At 71.8% G+C, this 16,299-nt stretch carries 17 protein-coding genes; 6 read left to right on the top strand and 11 right to left on the bottom strand.

Features of this window, described 5'->3' with window-relative positions; translation table 11 throughout:
• Positions 1 to 8: 8 nt before the first annotated feature.
• Positions 9 to 767, bottom strand: a complete 759-nt coding sequence (locus ABZ192_RS34575; protein WP_356928436.1) for a hypothetical protein — start codon at positions 765 to 767, stop codon at positions 9 to 11.
• A 225-nt stretch (positions 768 to 992) separates the two neighbouring features.
• Between ABZ192_RS34575 and ABZ192_RS34580 the strand changes: the two genes are divergently transcribed.
• The 3 genes from ABZ192_RS34580 to ABZ192_RS34590 are packed head-to-tail and all read left to right on the top strand — an operon-like array spanning position 993 to position 4,045.
• Positions 993 to 2,279, top strand: coding sequence for a CBS domain-containing protein (locus ABZ192_RS34580; protein ID WP_356928437.1), 1,287 nt, complete (start codon positions 993 to 995; stop codon positions 2,277 to 2,279).
• Complete coding sequence (locus tag ABZ192_RS34585; protein ID WP_356928438.1) at positions 2,269 to 2,868, top strand: DUF1003 domain-containing protein; 600 nt, start codon at positions 2,269 to 2,271, stop codon at positions 2,866 to 2,868. Before ABZ192_RS34580 ends, ABZ192_RS34585 begins: the two co-directional genes overlap by 11 nt.
• A gap of 43 nt (positions 2,869 to 2,911) precedes the next feature.
• Positions 2,912 to 4,045 (top strand): Mrp/NBP35 family ATP-binding protein, encoded by a 1,134-nt coding sequence (locus tag ABZ192_RS34590; protein WP_356928439.1) that lies wholly within the window; start codon positions 2,912 to 2,914, stop codon positions 4,043 to 4,045.
• Positions 4,046 to 4,206: 161 nt separating this feature from the next.
• On the opposite strand, the gene ABZ192_RS34595 is transcribed toward ABZ192_RS34590, so the two are convergent.
• The 5 genes from ABZ192_RS34595 to sigE all read right to left on the bottom strand — a co-directional run bounded on the left by ABZ192_RS34595 (position 4,207) and on the right by sigE (position 9,841).
• Positions 4,207 to 4,878, bottom strand: a complete 672-nt coding sequence (locus tag ABZ192_RS34595; protein WP_356928440.1) for a hypothetical protein — start codon at positions 4,876 to 4,878, stop codon at positions 4,207 to 4,209.
• 247 nt (positions 4,879 to 5,125) lie between these two features.
• Positions 5,126 to 5,566 (bottom strand): sec-independent translocase, encoded by a 441-nt coding sequence (locus ABZ192_RS34600; protein ID WP_356928441.1) that lies wholly within the window; start codon positions 5,564 to 5,566, stop codon positions 5,126 to 5,128.
• Positions 5,567 to 5,759: 193 nt separating this feature from the next.
• Complete coding sequence (locus ABZ192_RS34605; RefSeq protein ID WP_356928442.1) at positions 5,760 to 7,892, bottom strand: trypsin-like peptidase domain-containing protein; 2,133 nt, start codon at positions 7,890 to 7,892, stop codon at positions 5,760 to 5,762.
• A gap of 132 nt (positions 7,893 to 8,024) precedes the next feature.
• Positions 8,025 to 9,002, bottom strand: a complete 978-nt coding sequence (locus tag ABZ192_RS34610) for a zf-HC2 domain-containing protein (RefSeq protein WP_356928491.1) — start codon at positions 9,000 to 9,002, stop codon at positions 8,025 to 8,027.
• 68 nt (positions 9,003 to 9,070) lie between these two features.
• Complete coding sequence (gene sigE / locus ABZ192_RS34615; protein WP_356928443.1) at positions 9,071 to 9,841, bottom strand: RNA polymerase sigma factor SigE; 771 nt, start codon at positions 9,839 to 9,841, stop codon at positions 9,071 to 9,073.
• A 162-nt stretch (positions 9,842 to 10,003) separates the two neighbouring features.
• On the opposite strand from sigE, the gene ABZ192_RS34620 reads away from it, so the two are divergent.
• On the top strand, positions 10,004 to 10,702 hold the full coding sequence (locus tag ABZ192_RS34620; RefSeq protein WP_356928492.1) for an O-methyltransferase: 699 nt from the start codon (positions 10,004 to 10,006) through the stop codon (positions 10,700 to 10,702).
• Between the two features lie 118 nt (positions 10,703 to 10,820).
• On the opposite strand, the gene ABZ192_RS34625 is transcribed toward ABZ192_RS34620, so the two are convergent.
• Positions 10,821 to 10,988, bottom strand: a complete 168-nt coding sequence (locus ABZ192_RS34625) for a DUF3117 domain-containing protein (protein ID WP_003966491.1) — start codon at positions 10,986 to 10,988, stop codon at positions 10,821 to 10,823.
• 385 nt (positions 10,989 to 11,373) lie between these two features.
• On the opposite strand from ABZ192_RS34625, the gene ABZ192_RS34630 reads away from it, so the two are divergent.
• A complete protein-coding gene (locus ABZ192_RS34630; protein WP_356928444.1) occupies positions 11,374 to 12,177 on the top strand; it encodes an enoyl-CoA hydratase-related protein in 804 nt (267 codons plus the stop codon).
• 39 nt (positions 12,178 to 12,216) lie between these two features.
• Here ABZ192_RS34630 and ABZ192_RS34635 read toward each other — a convergent pair whose 3' ends face one another.
• Positions 12,217 to 12,801 (bottom strand): DNA-3-methyladenine glycosylase I, encoded by a 585-nt coding sequence (locus tag ABZ192_RS34635; protein WP_356928445.1) that lies wholly within the window; start codon positions 12,799 to 12,801, stop codon positions 12,217 to 12,219.
• Positions 12,798 to 13,199, bottom strand: a complete 402-nt coding sequence (locus tag ABZ192_RS34640; protein WP_356928446.1) for a DivIVA domain-containing protein — start codon at positions 13,197 to 13,199, stop codon at positions 12,798 to 12,800. Before ABZ192_RS34640 ends, ABZ192_RS34635 begins: the two co-directional genes overlap by 4 nt.
• 135 nt (positions 13,200 to 13,334) lie before the next feature.
• On the opposite strand from ABZ192_RS34640, the gene folP reads away from it, so the two are divergent.
• Entirely contained in the window at positions 13,335 to 14,195 is an 861-nt protein-coding gene (folP, locus tag ABZ192_RS34645) for a dihydropteroate synthase (protein ID WP_356928447.1), read from the top strand.
• A gap of 78 nt (positions 14,196 to 14,273) precedes the next feature.
• On the opposite strand, the gene ABZ192_RS34650 is transcribed toward folP, so the two are convergent.
• Both ABZ192_RS34650 and dapE read right to left on the bottom strand, forming a co-directional pair.
• Positions 14,274 to 15,032 (bottom strand): TIGR00730 family Rossman fold protein, encoded by a 759-nt coding sequence (locus ABZ192_RS34650; RefSeq protein ID WP_356928448.1) that lies wholly within the window; start codon positions 15,030 to 15,032, stop codon positions 14,274 to 14,276.
• Between the two features lie 118 nt (positions 15,033 to 15,150).
• Positions 15,151 to 16,230: a succinyl-diaminopimelate desuccinylase gene (gene dapE / locus ABZ192_RS34655; protein WP_356928449.1), complete on the bottom strand. Its 1,080-nt coding sequence runs from the start codon at positions 16,228 to 16,230 to the stop codon at positions 15,151 to 15,153.
• Between the last annotated feature and the right edge of the window lie 69 nt (positions 16,231 to 16,299).

The following is a 16,299-nucleotide window of genomic DNA, read 5'->3' on the forward strand; positions in this document are numbered from 1 at the left end:
TGCACGGCCTACGAGGCCGGCAGCTGCCTGCCGTAGTCCACCGTCTCGTTCTTATCCGGCTCCCTCAGGGAGAAGTCCTGCCCCCACGCGGAGAACGTGAGGGTACCCGCCCCACCGGCCCGCTCCAGGCGCAGCGGATACGGCTTGCCCTCCAGGGACACCTCCAGGGTGCCGCCGGAGCCCTTGTCGCCCGAGATGCGGATGGTGTGGATGCCCGCCTGCTCGTCGTGGCCCTCGGTCGCGAGCTTGCCGTGCAGGGTCAGCAGACCGTCGAGGAGGACACCCTTGTCCGTGAAACCGCTGAACTTCTTGTACGAAGGGTCGCCCTGCGGCACCTTCACGAACTTGCCGCCGAGCTTGGCGGCCGCGGCGGCGTCCGCCTCGCCCTCCCCGCCCTGGCCCGCGCCATGACTCCAGAACTCCGCGTCGGCCATGACGAAGAGCTGCTCGCCGACGCGCAGCAGCCGGAAGGTCGTCCCCTTGGTGGTGACCGACCCCTCGCCACCGTCGGTCTTCAGCCGCATGTCGAGCGCGTACGTGCGCCCGCCGCTGACGACGTTCCCGTGCACCCGGACCGCCCCGGCGGACTCGGCGGCCGTACGGGTCTTCGCCTGGATCTTCTCGGCGGGCAGTCTGCCGACCCCGTTGGTGCCCTCGTTGGGATCCTCCTCCGCGCAGCCCGTGAGCACCGTTCCGGTCACGGCCAGTACGCACATCACGCTCGCGAGTGCGGCACGGTGGTTGCGGCCCTGGCGAATCGGAGTCACAGGTGGGGCTGCCTCTCTGACGGGAGACCTGAACGGCGTACCGCAGGGTACCGGGGACATGCGGGCAGGTCGGAGCCAGTCCGTCCGGTGGGCCCGCCGACGCGTCCCCGATCAGGACGGGCTAGCCTGAAGCCCACCCGAGCGGGCAATTCGGAAAAGACAGGCACACAGACAGGCACACAGTCAGGCAGCACGGAACACCCCGCACGAAAAGGAGCCGCGGCCATGGCAGCGGGCGCCCCCCGGATCTTCGTATCGCACCTCTCCGGTGTCGCCGTCTTCGACCCCGCCGGCGACCAGGTGGGGCGTGTCCGCGATCTGGTCGTCATGCTGCGGATGGCACAGCGACCGCCGAGGCTGCTCGGCCTCGTCGTCGAACTCGCCACCCGCCGCCGCATCTTCCTGCCGATGACCCGGGTCACCGCCATCCAGTCCGGCCAGGTCATCACCACCGGCGTGCTCAACGTCCGGCGTTTCGAGCAGCGGCCCACCGAGCGGCTGGTCTTCGGTGAACTGCTGGACCGGCGCGTCACGCTCACCGAGACCGGCGAGGAGGTCACCGTCCTCGATCTGTCGGTGCATCAGCTGCCGGCCCGCCGGGAGTGGGAGATCGACCGGGTCTTCGTCCGCAAGGGCCGCAAGGGCAGTGCCTTCCGGCGCGCCAAGGGCGAGGCGCTGACCGTCGAGTGGACCGCCGTCACCGGCTTCTCGCTGGAGGAGCAGGGGCAGGGCGCCGAGAACCTGCTCGCCACGTTCGAGCAGCTGCGCCCCGCCGACCTGGCCAACGTCCTGCACCACCTCTCCCCCAAGCGCCGGGCCGAGGTCGCCGCCGCCCTCGACGACGACCGGCTGGCCGACGTGCTGGAGGAGCTCCCGGAGGACGACCAGATCGAGATCCTCGGCAAGCTGAAGGAGGAGCGCGCCGCCGACGTCCTGGAGGCCATGGACCCCGACGACGCGGCCGACCTGCTGGGCGAGCTGCCGACGGACGAGCAGGAGCGGCTGCTGAGCCTGATGCAGCCCGGCGACGCGGCCGACATGCGGCGCCTGATGTCGTACGAGGACCGCACGGCGGGCGGTCTGATGACCACCGAGCCGATCGTGCTGCGCCCGGACGCCACCGTCGCCGACGCCCTCGCCCGCGTCCGCAACCCGGACCTCTCCCCCGCCCTGGCCGCCCAGGTCTACGTCTGCCGGCCACCGGACGAGACGCCGACCGGCAAGTACCTGGGCACGGTCCATTTCCAGCGCCTGCTGCGCGAGCCACCGCCCTCCCTGGTCAGTTCGATCGTGGACAGCGACCTGCAACCGCTCGACCCCGACGCGGACCTGCACGCCATCGCCGGGTTCTTCGCCACGTACGACATGGTCGCGGCGCCCGTGGTCGACGAGGCCGGCTCGCTGCTGGGCGCGGTGACCGTGGACGACGTACTCGACCACATGCTCCCGGAGGACTGGCGGGAGACGGAGTTCCACCTGGACGAGGAGGAGGTGGCGACCGATGGTTCCTGAGCGCGAGACCCTGCGCGAGCGCACGCCGTCCGGCTCGACGGCCGCGGGCCGGCCGCGCACCCCCCGCCTCGACCAGCCGGGCGTGCCCAAGCGCCGGATCCTGCCCGAGTACGACCCGGAGGCCTTCGGACGGCTGTCGGAGCGCATCGCGCGCTTCCTGGGCACCGGACGGTTCCTGGTCTGGATGACGGCCGTCATCATCCTGTGGGTCGCCTGGAACAGCCTCGCCCCGCGCGACCTGCGCTTCGACGAGTACCCGTTCATCTTCCTGACCCTGATGCTGTCGCTCCAGGCCTCGTACGCCGCCCCGCTGATCCTGCTCGCGCAGAACCGGCAGGACGACCGCGACCGGGTCAATCTGGAGCAGGACCGCAAGCAGAACGAGCGGTCGATCGCGGACACCGAGTACCTGACCCGCGAGGTCGCGGCCCTGCGCATCGGCCTGGGCGAGGTCGCCACCCGCGACTGGATCCGCTCGGAACTCCAGGACGTGGTCAAGGAACTGGAGGAGCGGCACAACGGCCACCGTCACGGCTCGGTCGTATTCCCGGCGGAACGGTCACCGGGACGTGACGCAGACGACCGCTGACAGCCTTTCCTACGCAACGGTAAGGCGCCGTACCATCGTCCCTATGGCTACGGAAGACGCGGTGCGCGAGGCACTGGCGACGGTGAACGACCCCGAGATCCACAAGCCCATCACCGAACTCGGGATGGTCAAGTCCGTGGAGATCGGCGCGGACGGGGCGGTCGCGGTCACGGTGTACCTGACGGTCTCGGGCTGCCCGATGCGGGACACGATCACGCAGCGCGTGACCGAGGCGGTCTCCGGCGTGGAGGGCGTCACGCGCGTCGACGTCACGCTCGACGTGATGAGCGACGAGCAGCGCCGCGAGCTGGCGTCCGCCCTGCGCGGCGGCCAGACCGAGCGCGAGGTCCCCTTCGCCAAGCCGGGCAGCCTGACCCGCGTCTACGCGGTCGCCTCCGGCAAGGGCGGCGTGGGCAAGTCCTCGGTGACGGTGAACCTGGCGGCGGCGATGGCGGCCGACGGCCTCAAGGTCGGTGTCGTCGACGCCGACATCTACGGCCACAGCGTGCCGCGCATGCTGGGCGCCGACGGCCGTCCCACCCAGGTCGAGAACATGATCATGCCGCCGTCGGCGAACGGCGTGAAGGTCATCTCCATCGGCATGTTCATCTCGGGCAACGCCCCGGTCGTCTGGCGCGGCCCGATGCTCCACCGCGCCCTCCAGCAGTTCCTGGCGGACGTGTACTGGGGCGACCTGGACGTCCTCCTGCTGGACCTGCCGCCCGGCACCGGCGACATCGCGATCTCCGTCGCGCAGCTGGTCCCGAACGCCGAGATCCTGGTCGTCACGACCCCGCAGCAGGCCGCCGCCGAGGTCGCCGAGCGCGCCGGCTCCATCGCCGTCCAGACCCACCAGAAGATCGTCGGCGTGGTCGAGAACATGTCCGGCCTGCCCTGCCCGCACTGCGGCGAGATGGTCGACGTCTTCGGCACGGGCGGCGGCCAGTCGGTCGCCGACGGCCTGACCCGCACGACCGGAACGAACGTCCCGGTCCTGGGCAGCATCCCCATCGACGTCCGCCTGCGCGAGGGCGGCGACGAGGGCAAGCCGGTGGTCCTGACGGACCCGGACTCCGCGGCGGGCTCGGCCCTGCGGGCGATCGCCGGAAAGCTGGGAGGACGGCAGCGGGGCCTGTCGGGCCTGTCCCTGGGGATCACTCCGAGGAACAAGTTCTAGATCAGAACGCCCTTGGGGCAGCGCCTCCAGGGGCGCGGGGCTGTATCGATGTGCGGCTCCGCCGCGTGGGCGCGAGCGACCACATCGCACCCGCAGCCGCCCCTGCATGCTGTACGCCTACGCGAAGGGGCGCCGCAATCCCGCGGCGCCCCACACTCACGTCAGGCGTACGAGGCGATGTCCTTGACCACGGCGAAGCCGAGCCCGTACGCGCTCATGCCCCTGCCGTACGCCCCGACATGAACCCCGGCCGTGGTGGAACCGGCGAGCACCCACCCGAACTCGGACTCCCGGTAGTGGAACTCCGTCGGCACACCGTCCACCGGCAGCGACAACGTCGACCAGTCGGCCCCGTCCAGGTCATCCGCCAGCACCCACGCCGTCTCCGTCTGCTGCTCCAGCCAGTCGTCCCGCAGGGAGTGGTCCATCTGCCCGGGCCACGTGAAGGACAGCAGCCCCACACCTGCGAGCCATGCCGCCGAGGACACCGACGTCGCCTCCAGCAGCCCCGTGCCGTCCGCACTGCGCCGTGAGGGGCTCGCCGCCACGGTCACCACGACCGCGAACTTCTCCTTGGCCTCGGGATCGCCGCCGGCGACATGCTCGTTGCGCACCGTGGGCTCGTCACCGTGCCCGATCGACCCGTGTTCCACGGCTCCGTCGGCCGCCGTACCGACCTGCATCAGCCAGCGCGGCCCCGTGAACGCCTCGTCGAGGCCGTACCACGGGAAGGGCGCGCGCAGGTAGCCGTCGACCGTGCGCCGGGCGGAGGGGACCTGTTGTCCGCCCTCCGCGGTCGGCGCCTGTGCGACTGCCCGACTCGTCGTCTCCATATGCCCGGACGCCTCCTCGCTCTCGTCGGGCCGGAACGGCCCGCCCCCCTTCGGGCGGCGTTGCTGGTCCAGTACGGCCCGCCCATCAACTCGGCAGCATAGCCACACCGCTGCGAGCAGCAGGGAAACCGCCCGGCGCGTGAGCCGCACGGGCGCCTGGTTCAGGCCTTACACAGCCCGACCGGAGTATGAAACGCGTCACGCGCGTCTGGGGGCGTACGCCCTGGCGTACGCCCCGGTGTGTCGCTCAGGTGGCGTCCGCGTCGAAGGGCGGCCGGTCGTCCCGGGCCGGGGTCTCGGGCTGCTTCGTCATGTCGATACGGCCGCCGGACGAGCCGGTGGACGACGAGGAGGACGAGTCGGAGTCCCGGCTGTGGACGGCGTCGGTGACTTCGGCCATCTCCTTCTTCAGGTCGAAGCCGTTGCGGATCTCCTTGAGCCCCAGGTCCTCGTTGTCCAGCTGCTTGCGGATGAACGTCTTGGGGTTGAGATCCTCGAACTCGAAGTCCTTGAACTCCGGGCCCAGCTCCTCCCGGATGTCGTTCTTGGCGCTCTCCGAGAACTCACGGATCTTCCGGATCGTGCGCGTCACGTCCTGGATGACCTTCGGGAGCTTGTCCGGACCGAAGACGAGCACGGCGAGGACGATGAGCGTCACCAGCTCGAGTGGTCCTATGTCATTGAACACCTGAAGCTCCTAGCGATGTCCTCGGTCCTCGGCCCTCGGTGGTCATGGGGGTCTTGCCGTGGTCCGGGCCGGATCCACGGTACCCGGCGATCCTGTCCGACCGGTACCGTCCCGAGACCTCCGAGTGCGGCCGGTGGGAGCGCTTTCCCCAATGTTTGCCTTCTTCGTCCCTGTATGTGCCGGACATCACGGCTCAGCTGCCGCCGGAGGACCCGAGGACGAGCGACACCGTCCGCTCCTTGCCGCCGCGCTCCACGGTCAGCTCCAGCCGGTCGCCGGGGCGGCGGGCCCGGGTCTTGACGATCAGTTCCTCGCCGGAGTGGACGCGCTGGCCGTCGACCTGAGTGATGACGTCACCCGCCTTGATGCCGGCCTTGGCGCCCGGACCGCCCGTGGTCACCGGTGGTCCGCCCGCACTGCCCTCGGCGGCGACGCGGGCGCCGTCGCCCGTGTAGTCCATGTCGAGGGTGATGCCGATGACCGGGTGGGTCGCCTTCCCCGTGTTGATCAGTTCCTCGGCGACGCGCTTGCCCTGGTTGATGGGTATGGCGAAGCCGAGGCCTATCGAACCGGCCTGGCCGCCGTCCAGCTCGGAGCCGCTGTCCGCCGACCGGATGGCCGAGTTGATGCCGATGACCCGGGCCTTGGCGTCGAGCAGGGGCCCGCCGGAGTTGCCCGGGTTGATGGGGGCGTCGGTCTGGAGCGCGTCGACGTACGACACGTCGCTGCCGTCGCCCTTCTCGCCGCCCGCCGTGATGGGCCGCTGCTTGGCGCTGATGATGCCGGAGGTGACGGTGCCGGCCAGGTCGAAGGGCGCGCCGATGGCCACGACCGGGTCGCCGACCTGCACGTTGTCCGAGTTGCCGAGGGCCAGCGGGGTGAGTCCGCGCACGCCCTTCACCTGCACGACGGCGAGGTCGTAGCCGCTGTCCCGGCCGACGAGTTCGGCCTCGGCGGTCTCCCCGCCGTTGAAGGTCACCGTGATCTCGCCGGTGGACCCTGCGGCCCGCACGACGTGGTTGTTGGTGAGGATGTGCCCTCGGGTGTCGAGCACGAAGCCGGTGCCCGTGCCCTGCTCGCCGGAGCCGCTCACATGCAGTGTGACGACGCTCGGCAGGGCCCGCCCGGCGATCCCGGCCACACTGTCCGCGTCCCGCCCTGCGGGCTCCTTCCCGGCCTGCGGCAGTTCGACGGTCCCGATGCCGCCGTTGCGCTCCAGATACGTCCCTATGCCGCCACCGATGCCTCCGGACACGAGCGCGAGCAGCGCGGCACCGGCGAACAGCGCCTTCCTGCCCCGTCGGCGCCGCTGTTCCGTGCTGAGCACTCCGGCCCCGTTCTGCTGGAGAGGGCCGTGGCCGCCGAGGACCGCGGGGGCTGCCCAGGGGTCGTAGCGCTGCCAGGGGTCGGCGGCGGGCGCCGGGGGCTGAGCGTCGGCGTAGACGGCCGCGGCGGGCACCTGCACGGGGGCGCTGGGGGGCGGGAGGGGTACGGAAGGCGCGGGGATGCCGGGAGGAGCCACCGGCGTCCCCTGCGGCGGCGTGACGGGCGTGCCGGGCACGGCCGGCTGGTCCGCCGTCACCGCACCGCGCGCCGGAGTCGCCGCCGGATGCTGCACGGGCGGCGCGGGCGCCCAGGGCCCGGGTTCACCGTAGGGCGGCGTGCTGTACGGGTCGGGATCGTGCAGGGGCCTGGGCCGCCCATCGACCGACCCGGCGGAGGCGGCACCCGCGTCCTCCACAGCGCTCCCGGCGGGCCCGCCCGGGGCCGGCACGGCGGAGAGGACGTCCCCGCCCTCCACAGCACTCCGAGTCTCCACCGCGCTCCCGACAGATCCGCCCGAGGTCGGCCCGGCGGAGGCACCCGCGTCGTCCACAGCGCCCCGGGTCTCCACCGCGCTGCCAGCGGGCCCGTCGGGGGTCGGCACGGCGGAGGGGATGCCTCCGGCCTCCACACCACTCCGGGGCTCCACGGCGCTCCCGGCGGCTCTGTCCGGGGCCGACACGGCGGAGACGGCGCCCCCGGCCTCCACCGCGCTCCCGGCCGGTCCTCCCTGGGCCGGTACGGCGGACGTGGTGGGAACGCCCTTCTCGGCGCCCCTGGCGGGCACGGCGGGCTCGCTGTCGGCCGGCGGCTGTTCGGGGCGCCTCAGCTCGTAGTCGCCGTCGGCCTCGGCCTGCCGCGCGGCAGGCCGCGCCAGCTCGAAGTCACCGTCGGTGTCGGCCGAGTCCGCCGGCGCCTGCCCCGTACTCTCCGGCTCCCCCGAAAGGCCCTGCGGCCGAGGACGGCTCCACCACTTGGCCTTCGTGGGCTTCCCCTCGTTCATGCTCTCCCCACAGCCGCGGCACGGCTCGACGGCGGTAGCCGCAGTTCGTCGAATCGGCGCCAGGGCCACGCCTCGGCCGCGGGCGCCACCCCCGGATTCAATCAGGTTCGCTCGCCGCCGCGCAGCGGCCGGTCAGCGGGCCGTACGGGAGGAGGCCGGTGAAGAGGGGGACGAGGTCGTCTCCGGGAGGGGCGCCGCGAACAGGGGCGCCGCGATCTCGGGGACCGTCGACCATGAGGTCAGGGCGGCCGGCGGGGCCGCCTCGAGCGGACGTATCAGCGGGGACACGACGGCGGCACCGGCCATGACCGGGGCGGCCAGCGCGTGTACGGCGTGCTGCCCGGCGGCGGAGTGCGGCACACCCGGCAGCAGCGGTGCGGACACCTCGGTCGGGGCGGCCGGGGTGCGGCCGAGGACACTCTGGCCGTACATCTGCCCGAGCAGCGGCCCCGTACTGCGGCGTCGCTGGCTCTCGGGCTGTGCCGCGGCGCCCGTGCCCTGCGTGCGCATCGGGGTCACGTTGCTTCCCGTGCCGGCGCCGCCGCGGGCCTCCGTGTCCGTCGGGGTGCCGGCCGTGACGCCGCCCAGTGCGATCGCGGCCAGGGACACGGCCCCGGCTGCCGCGAAGGCGAACCGCAGCCGCGAGGAGGATCTGTCGGGCTCCTGCCGCCCGACGTCGTGGATACGGAAGCCCCGGCTGCCCGCGGGAAGGCCGCGGTCGTCGGGCGGCAGGCCCCGCCCGCCCGAGCGGAGGCCCTGGTTCCCGGCGGAGGGCGGGAGCACGGGGGCGTGCTGCCGGGCCGGGACGTATCCGAACTCGAACCGGTCGCCGCGCTTGGCTCCGAAGGCTCCGGACGATCCGAACCGTCCGGACAGTCCGCCGGGCAGCGCTGCCCCGCCCGGCGGCGTGGCATCACCGTCCGGGCCGCCGCCCGCGGGTAGTCCCTGCAGGCGGGCCAGGAAACTCTCGGAAGGGGGCGGCGGGGCCGCCTCCGCGAAGACGTTCTTCAGCCGGCGCTGGGCGTCCACCTCCGCCTTGCACTTCGGGCAGGTGGCCACATGCGCCAGTACGCGCTCGCGCGCGTCATGACCGAGCTCTCCGTCGACCAGGGCGGAGAGTCGGTCTCCAAGGTGCTGCTCTGCGAGGTGACCCTCGGAAGCTTTCGGCCGTGATCCGCTCACGCGCTCGCGCCCCCTCCTCCCAGGGCGGGTACACGCGGCATGAAGGAGCGGCGCTCGGCGCGCGCCTCCGGAGAGCGGTGCGCGAGGGCCTTGCGCAGCTGCGAGCGGCCCCGGTGGATCCGCGACCGGACCGTGCCGAGCTTGACGCCGAGGGTCGCGGCGATCTCCTCGTACGACAGTCCTTCGATGTCGCACAGGACGACCGCGGCGCGGAACTCGGGGGCGAGGGTGTCGAGGGCCTGCTGGACGTCCGCGTCGAAGTGCGCGTCGTTGAAGACCTGCTGGGGCGAGGGCTCCTTGCTGGGCAGCCGCTCGGCCGCGTCCTCTCCGAGCGCGTCGAAACGGATGCGCTGCTTGCGGCGGACCATGTCCAGGAACAGGTTCGTCGTGATGCGGTGCAGCCAGCCCTCGAAGGTGCCCGGCGTGTACGTCGACAGGGAACGGAAGACACGGACGAAGACCTCCTGCGTGAGGTCCTCGGCGTCGTGCTGGTTGCCGGTGAGGCGGTAGGCGAGCCGGTAGACCCGGCCGCTGTGCGTGCTGACGATCTCCTCCCACGTGGGCGGAGTCCACGCCTGCCCGTCCGCGTCGGTGGTGAAGGTCGCGGTCTGGGCGAAGTCAGCGGCGTGGCTGTGGTCAGCAGTGTCGTTCACGGATGTCGGCCTGCCCGCCGATGTGAAGAAGCGCCGGAGCACTCCTCCCCTATCCACAGGCGCGGCCGCACCTCCCCTGTCAGCTCTGGTGGTGTCCAGTGGAGCCCCTACCATAGCCACCTCGCCCGTTAGGACCGGATAAGCGGTTTTACGAGAATTTGATCTGGGCTGATACGCCTCGTACTGCTGCGTCGCCACTTGCTCGGCGCCTCGATCCACTGCCTGCCCCCCGTCACGCCCCGCGCCAGTCGCTTCCCCCTTTAAACGACCGGTCCCATCTGCGGGTTCCCGGGCCCAACGGATACAGTCACGCCCAGGCATTCACGGGGACAGGAGAGGGTCATTACCGGCAACCGGCAGACGAGCTGGGCGTTCGCCGACGCCTATGTCGCCGAGGACGACGCGCTGCACTGGGCCCGCGACCGGGCCCGTGAGGCGGGTCTGCGCTCGGTGTCGCCCGGCACGGGCGCCGCGCTGCGGTTGCTGGCCGCCTCCGTCGACGCCAAGGCCGTCGCGGAGATCGGGACCGGCTGCGGCGTCTCCGGGATCCACCTCCTGCACGGTATGCGCCCGGACGGTGTTCTGACCACAGTGGATCCCGAGCCGGAGCACCAGCAGTTCGCCCGCCAGGCCTTCCGCGCCTCCGGCTTCGCCAGCAACCGGGCCCGTTTCATCCCGGGCCGCGCCCTGGACGTGCTGCCCCGCCTCGCGGACGCCGGCTACGACCTCGTCTTCTGCGACGGTGATCGCCTGGAGGTCATGGACTACCTCGCTGAATCGTTGCGGCTGCTGCGCACCGGCGGGCTCGTCGTCTTCGAGGGCGCCTTCGCGAACGGCCGGACGGTGGACTCCGGTCCGCAGCCCACCGAGGTGCTGCGGCTGCGGGAGCTGCTGCGCGCGGTGCGCGAGAGCCAGGAGCTGGTGCCGTCCCTGCTGCCGGTCGGCGACGGGCTGCTGTGCGCGGTGAAACGGTAGCCGGGCAGCACGTTAGCCGGACCGAACCCGGGGCAGGCGAGAGACGCGGTTGAGAAAACAGCCGCCCCGGCACCTCATGTGATGCCGGGGCAGCTGAAAGGGTATGGTCGCTTGCGCGTCAGCCGACGACCTTCTTGAGGGCGTCGCCCAGGGCGTCGGCCTCGTCCGGGGTCAGCTCGACGACGAGCCGACCGCCGCCTTCGAGCGGAACGCGCATGACGATGCCCCGCCCCTCCTTGGTCACCTCGAGCGGGCCGTCACCCGTCCGCGGCTTCATGGCCGCCATGCTCGTTCCCCTTCCTGAAACCCAGCTCATCGTCAAGGCCGACGGACCCCTGAAGAAGGGCACAGTGCGGTCCTTGAGGCAGGACACGCGACACCGGCATCGAACACATTGCTTCCAAGCCATTATCCCGCATCTCAGGACCCGATGACCAACATCAGTCGGCATCGCTTGGGCAACGCACGCGAGCAAAACCACTCAATTCGGCGATGTGACTGCGATACTCCGCCACCGCACACACATCCGCCGAACGAAAACGGGCGAGAATTCTTTGACGCAGGTCACACGTCCGGTCCGGTCGACCCCCGGCGATCTCCGTCATGCTGTCCTCAGACCAGGGACGTACCGACCGGTACGTCCCCGAGCAGCGACACGGAGGGGATACTCCATGGCCGACACCGTGCTCTACGAGGTGAGCGACGGACTCGCGACGATCACGCTGAACCGCCCGGAGGCGATGAACGCGCTGAACGTGGCGGCCAAGGTCGCCCTGCGGGACGCGGTCAGCGCCGCGGCGGACGACACCGCCGTACGGGCGGTGCTGCTGACGGCCGCCGGTGACCGGGCGTTCTGCGTGGGACAGGACCTCAAGGAGCACATCGGCCTGCTGGCCGAGGACCGGGAGACCGGTTCGGGTCAGACCATGAGCACGGTGCGGGAGCACTACAACCCGATCGTGCGGGCGCTGACCGAGGCCGCGAAGCCGGTCGTCGCCGCCGTGAACGGGGTGGCGGCCGGGGCGGGCTTCGGCTTCGCGCTCGCGGCGGACTACCGGATCGTGGCGGACACGGCCGCGTTCAACACCTCGTTCGCCGGGGTGGCGCTGACCGCCGACTCGGGCATCTCGTGGACGCTGCCGCGGGTGATCGGCCCCGGGCGGGCGGCTGACCTGCTGCTCTTCCCCAGGAGCATCAGCGCGCAGGAGGCCTACGAGCTCGGCATCGCCAACCGGCTGGTGCCGGCCGGGGAGCTGCGCGAGGAGGCCGAGAAGGTGGCGCGGGCCCTGGCCGAGGGGCCGACGGTGGCGTACGCGGCGCTGAAGGAGTCGATGGCCTACGGCCTGACGCACTCCCTGGCACAGACCCTGGAGAAGGAGGACGAGCTCCAGACCCGGGCGGGCTCCTCCGAGGACCACGCGATCGCGGTGCAGGCCTTCGTCAACAAGGAGAAGCCCCGGTATCTGGGCCGCTGACCGGGCCGCCGATCGGACCGCTGACCCGCCGCGGCGGCGTCATGCGCGACGCGCGACGCAGGCCTGGAGGTGGTCGTCGACCAGTCCGCAGGCCTGCATCAGCGCGTACGCCGTCGTCGGGCCGACGAAGCGCAGGCCCCGCTTCTTCAGCGCCTTGGACAGGGCCGTCGACCCGGGGGTGACGGCCGGGACGTCGGAGAGCGCCTTCGGGACCGGGCGGGTGCCGGGCTCGGGGGCGTGCGACCAGATCAGCTCGTCCAGTTCGCCCGGGGCCCACTCGGCCAGCACGCGCGCGTTGGCGAGCGTCGCGTCGATCTTGGCGCGGTTGCGGATGATGCCGGCGTCGGCCAGGAGGCGCTCGCGGTCCTCGTCGGTGAAGGCCGCCACCGAGGCGATCTTGAAGTCGGCGAAGGCGGCGCGGAAGCCGGGGCGGCGGCGCAGGATCGTGATCCAGGACAGGCCGGACTGGAAGGCCTCCAGGCTGAGGCGCTCGTAGAGCGCGTCGTCGCCGTGGACCGGGCGGCCCCACTCCTCGTCGTGGTACGCCACGTACTCCGGGGCGGACAGGGCCCAGGGGCAGCGCAGCGCGCCGTCCGGGCCGGCGAGGGCGGTGCCGTCGCTCATGGCCGGTCCTCCCGCCCCGGGGCAGGCTTGTCCATGGACACGTGGTTCTCCGCGGAGGTGTGGTTCTCCCCGGACACCGGGCCGTGTCCGGCGGCTGTTCTGGCGCCCGCCAGGGCCGACTCCAGGTCGGCGATGCGGGCGTCACGCTCGGCGAGCTCGGCACCCAGGCGGCTGAGGGCGTCGTCCACGTCCGCCATACGGTAGCCGCGGGCGGCGAGCGGGAAACGGAGGCCTTCGACGTCGGCACGGTCGACCGGGCGGTCCGGGGGCAGCGGGTCCCGCAGCCGCTCGGGGACGGCCTCGGGCAGCGGGCCGTTCTCGCCGCCGCCCACCACGGCGAGGGTCACCGCGGCGACCACGACGGCTAGCGCGACGACCAGGAACAGGAACATAACCATCGCGGAGCCCCCACGGTCGGATCTGTCGGTGTCTTCGGACACCGATGGTGTCAGGCTCCGATCGTGCCATGCGAGCCCGACGGTTAGGGTCGCAGGCGGCGGAAGACGGGGACGTACCAGGAAAGGTCACAGCGGATGCTCAGGCTGGGCAGGCGGGAATTCGGGCCGCACGAGCCGGTGATCATGGCGATCGTGAACCGGACCCCGGACTCCTTCTACGACCGGGGCGCGACCTTCCGCGACGAACCGGCCCTCGCGCGCGTGGAGCAGGCGGTCGCCGAGGGAGCCGCGATCATCGACATCGGCGGGGTGAAGGCCGGGCCGGGCGAGGAGGTCACGGCCGCGGAGGAGACCCGGCGGACGGTCGGTTTCGTCGCGGAGGTGCGGCGACGGTTCCCGGACGTGGTCATCAGCGTGGACACCTGGCGGGCCGAGGTCGGCGAGGCCGTGTGCGAGGCCGGGGCGGACCTGCTGAACGACGCGTGGGGCGGGGTCGATCCTGGGCTTGCCGAGGTCGCCGCGCGGTACGGGGTGGGGCTGGTGTGTACGCACGCGGGTGGTGCGGAGCCGCGGACCCGGCCGCACCGCGTGGAGTACGACGACGTCATGGCCGACATCCTGGACGTGACGGTCGGGCTGGCGGAGCGGGCGCTGGCGCTGGGCGTGCGGAGGGAGTCGATCATGATCGACCCCGGGCATGACTTCGGGAAGAACACGCGGCACAGTCTGGAGGCGACCCGGCGGCTGGGGGAGATGGTCGCCACGGGGTGGCCGGTGCTGGTGTCGTTGTCCAACAAGGACTTCGTCGGGGAGACGTTGGACCGGCCCGTGAAGGAGCGGGTGGTGGGGACGTTGGCCACGACTGCGGTGTCCGCGTGGTTGGGGGCGCGGGTGTACCGGGTGCATGAGGTTGCGGAGACGCGGCAGGTGCTTGAGATGGTCGGGGCGATCGCGGGGCATCGGGGTCCTGCCGTTGCGCGGCGCGGGTTGGCCTAGCCGAGGTACCAGGGGGCTTCGCCCCCTGGCCCCCCGGCCCGCCCGCCGAATCCGTCGGACGAGAAGCCCGGCTTGCCTCTACCTGCCTGCCTCCTTCGACACCAGGGCCACCGCCTCGTCCACGTCGTCCGTGACGTGGAACAGCAGGAGGTCCTTCTCCGCGGCCTTGCCCTGGGCGATGACCGTGTGGCGGAGCCAGTCGACCAGGCCGCCCCAGTACTCACTGCCGAACAGGACGATGGGGAAGCGGGTGACCTTCTGGGTCTGGACGAGGGTGAGGGCCTCGAAGAGTTCGTCGAGGGTGCCGAGGCCGCCGGGCAGGACCACGAAGCCCTGGGCGTACTTGACGAACATCATCTTCCGCACGAAGAAGTAGCGGAAGTTCAGGCCGATGTCGACGTACGGGTTCAGGCCCTGTTCGAACGGCAGCTCGATGCCGAGGCCGACCGAGATGCCCTTGGCCTCCAGGGCGCCCTTGTTGGCCGCCTCCATCGCGCCCGGGCCGCCGCCCGTGATGACCGCGAAGCCCGCGTCCACCAGGCCCCGGCCCAGCCGGACGCCCGCCTCGTACTCGGGCGAGTCCGCCGGCGTCCGGGCCGAGCCGAAGACGCTGATCGCGGGCGGGAGTTCGGCGAGCGTGCCGAAGCCCTCGATGAACTCCGACTGGATGCGCAGCACGCGCCAGGGGTCGGTGTGCACCCAGTCGGAGGGCCCGCCCGCGTCCAGCAGCCGCTGGTCCGTGGTGCTGGCCTGTACCTGGTCCCGCCGCCGGAGGACCGGGCCCAGGCGCTTCTCCTCCGGCGGCTGCTTCTTCCCCTCGGGGTTGCCGGTCGCCATGTGCGCTCCCTCCGTCGTGCCTGTTTTTCCACCTCAGCGTAGATCTACGCGGGTTACGAACGAGGGACGTGAGCATGTCCGCGATCGAGCGCCGTAAACACGATGGCGTTCCGGTCGGTCAGGCCGTCAGCCAGGTCCGCAGGCGCTCCTCGCCCGCGAGGATCTTCGCGATCTCCACGCGCTCGTCCCGCTTGTGCGCCAAGTGGGGGTTGCCGGGGCCGTAGTTGACCGCGGGGACGCCCAGGGCCGAGAAGCGGGACACGTCCGTCCAGCCGTACTTCGGCATCGGGGTGCCGCCCACCGCCTCGATGAACGCCTTCGCCGCCGGGTGCGACAGGCCCGGCATCGCGGCCGAGCTGTGGTCGACCACCTCGAACTCGTCCACGCCACAGTCCGCGAAGACCTCCTTGACGTGGGCCACGGCCTCCTCGGGGGTGCGGTCGGGCGCGTAGCGGAAGTTGACGGTGACCACGCACTCGTCGGGGATGACGTTGCCGGCCACTCCCCCGCTGATGCCGACCGCGTTGAGGCCCTCGCGGTACTCCAGGCCGTCGATGACCGGCCAGCGCGGCTCGTAGGAGGCCAGGCGGGCGAGGATCGGAGCGGCCGTGTGGATCGCGTTGGAGCCCATCCAGCCGCGCGCCGAGTGGGCCCGCTCGCCCCTGGTCTTCAGCAGCACCCGCAGCGTGCCCTGGCAGCCGCCCTCGACCTGGCCGTCCGAGGGTTCCAGCAGGACCGCGAAGTCGCCCTGGAGCCACTCGGGGTGCGCCTCGGAGACGTGCTTGAGGCCGTTCAGCTCCGCGGCGACCTCCTCGTTGTCGTAGAAGACGAAGGTCAGGTCGCGGTTGGGGGCGGGGACCGTGGCCGCGATGCGCAGCTGCACCGCGACGCCCGACTTCATGTCGCACGTGCCGCAGCCCCACAGGACGCCGTCCTCGTCGAGCCGGGAGGGGACGTTGTCCGCGATCGGGACGGTGTCGATGTGACCGGCCAGGATCACCCGCTCCGGGCGGCCCAGGTCCGTCCGGGCCACGACGTTGTTGCCGAACCGCTCGACCGTGAGATGGGGCAGCGCGCGCAGCGCGGTCTCGATCGCGTCCGCCAGCGGCTTCTCGGTGCCGCTCTCGGAGCGGAAGTCGACGAGCCGGGCGGTGAGCTCAGCGGCGTCCAGCGTGAGGTCAAGAGAGGTGTCGGCCATGCCGTCGACCCTAACGCGCCAGCCCTGGCCCCACTGTCCACACCTGGCACAAGGCACTCCGTACTCTCC

Origin of the sequence: Streptomyces sp. NPDC006235 (assembly GCF_040613735.1) — a bacterium.
In the GTDB taxonomy this organism is placed as follows: Bacteria; Actinomycetota; Actinomycetes; order Streptomycetales; family Streptomycetaceae; genus Streptomyces.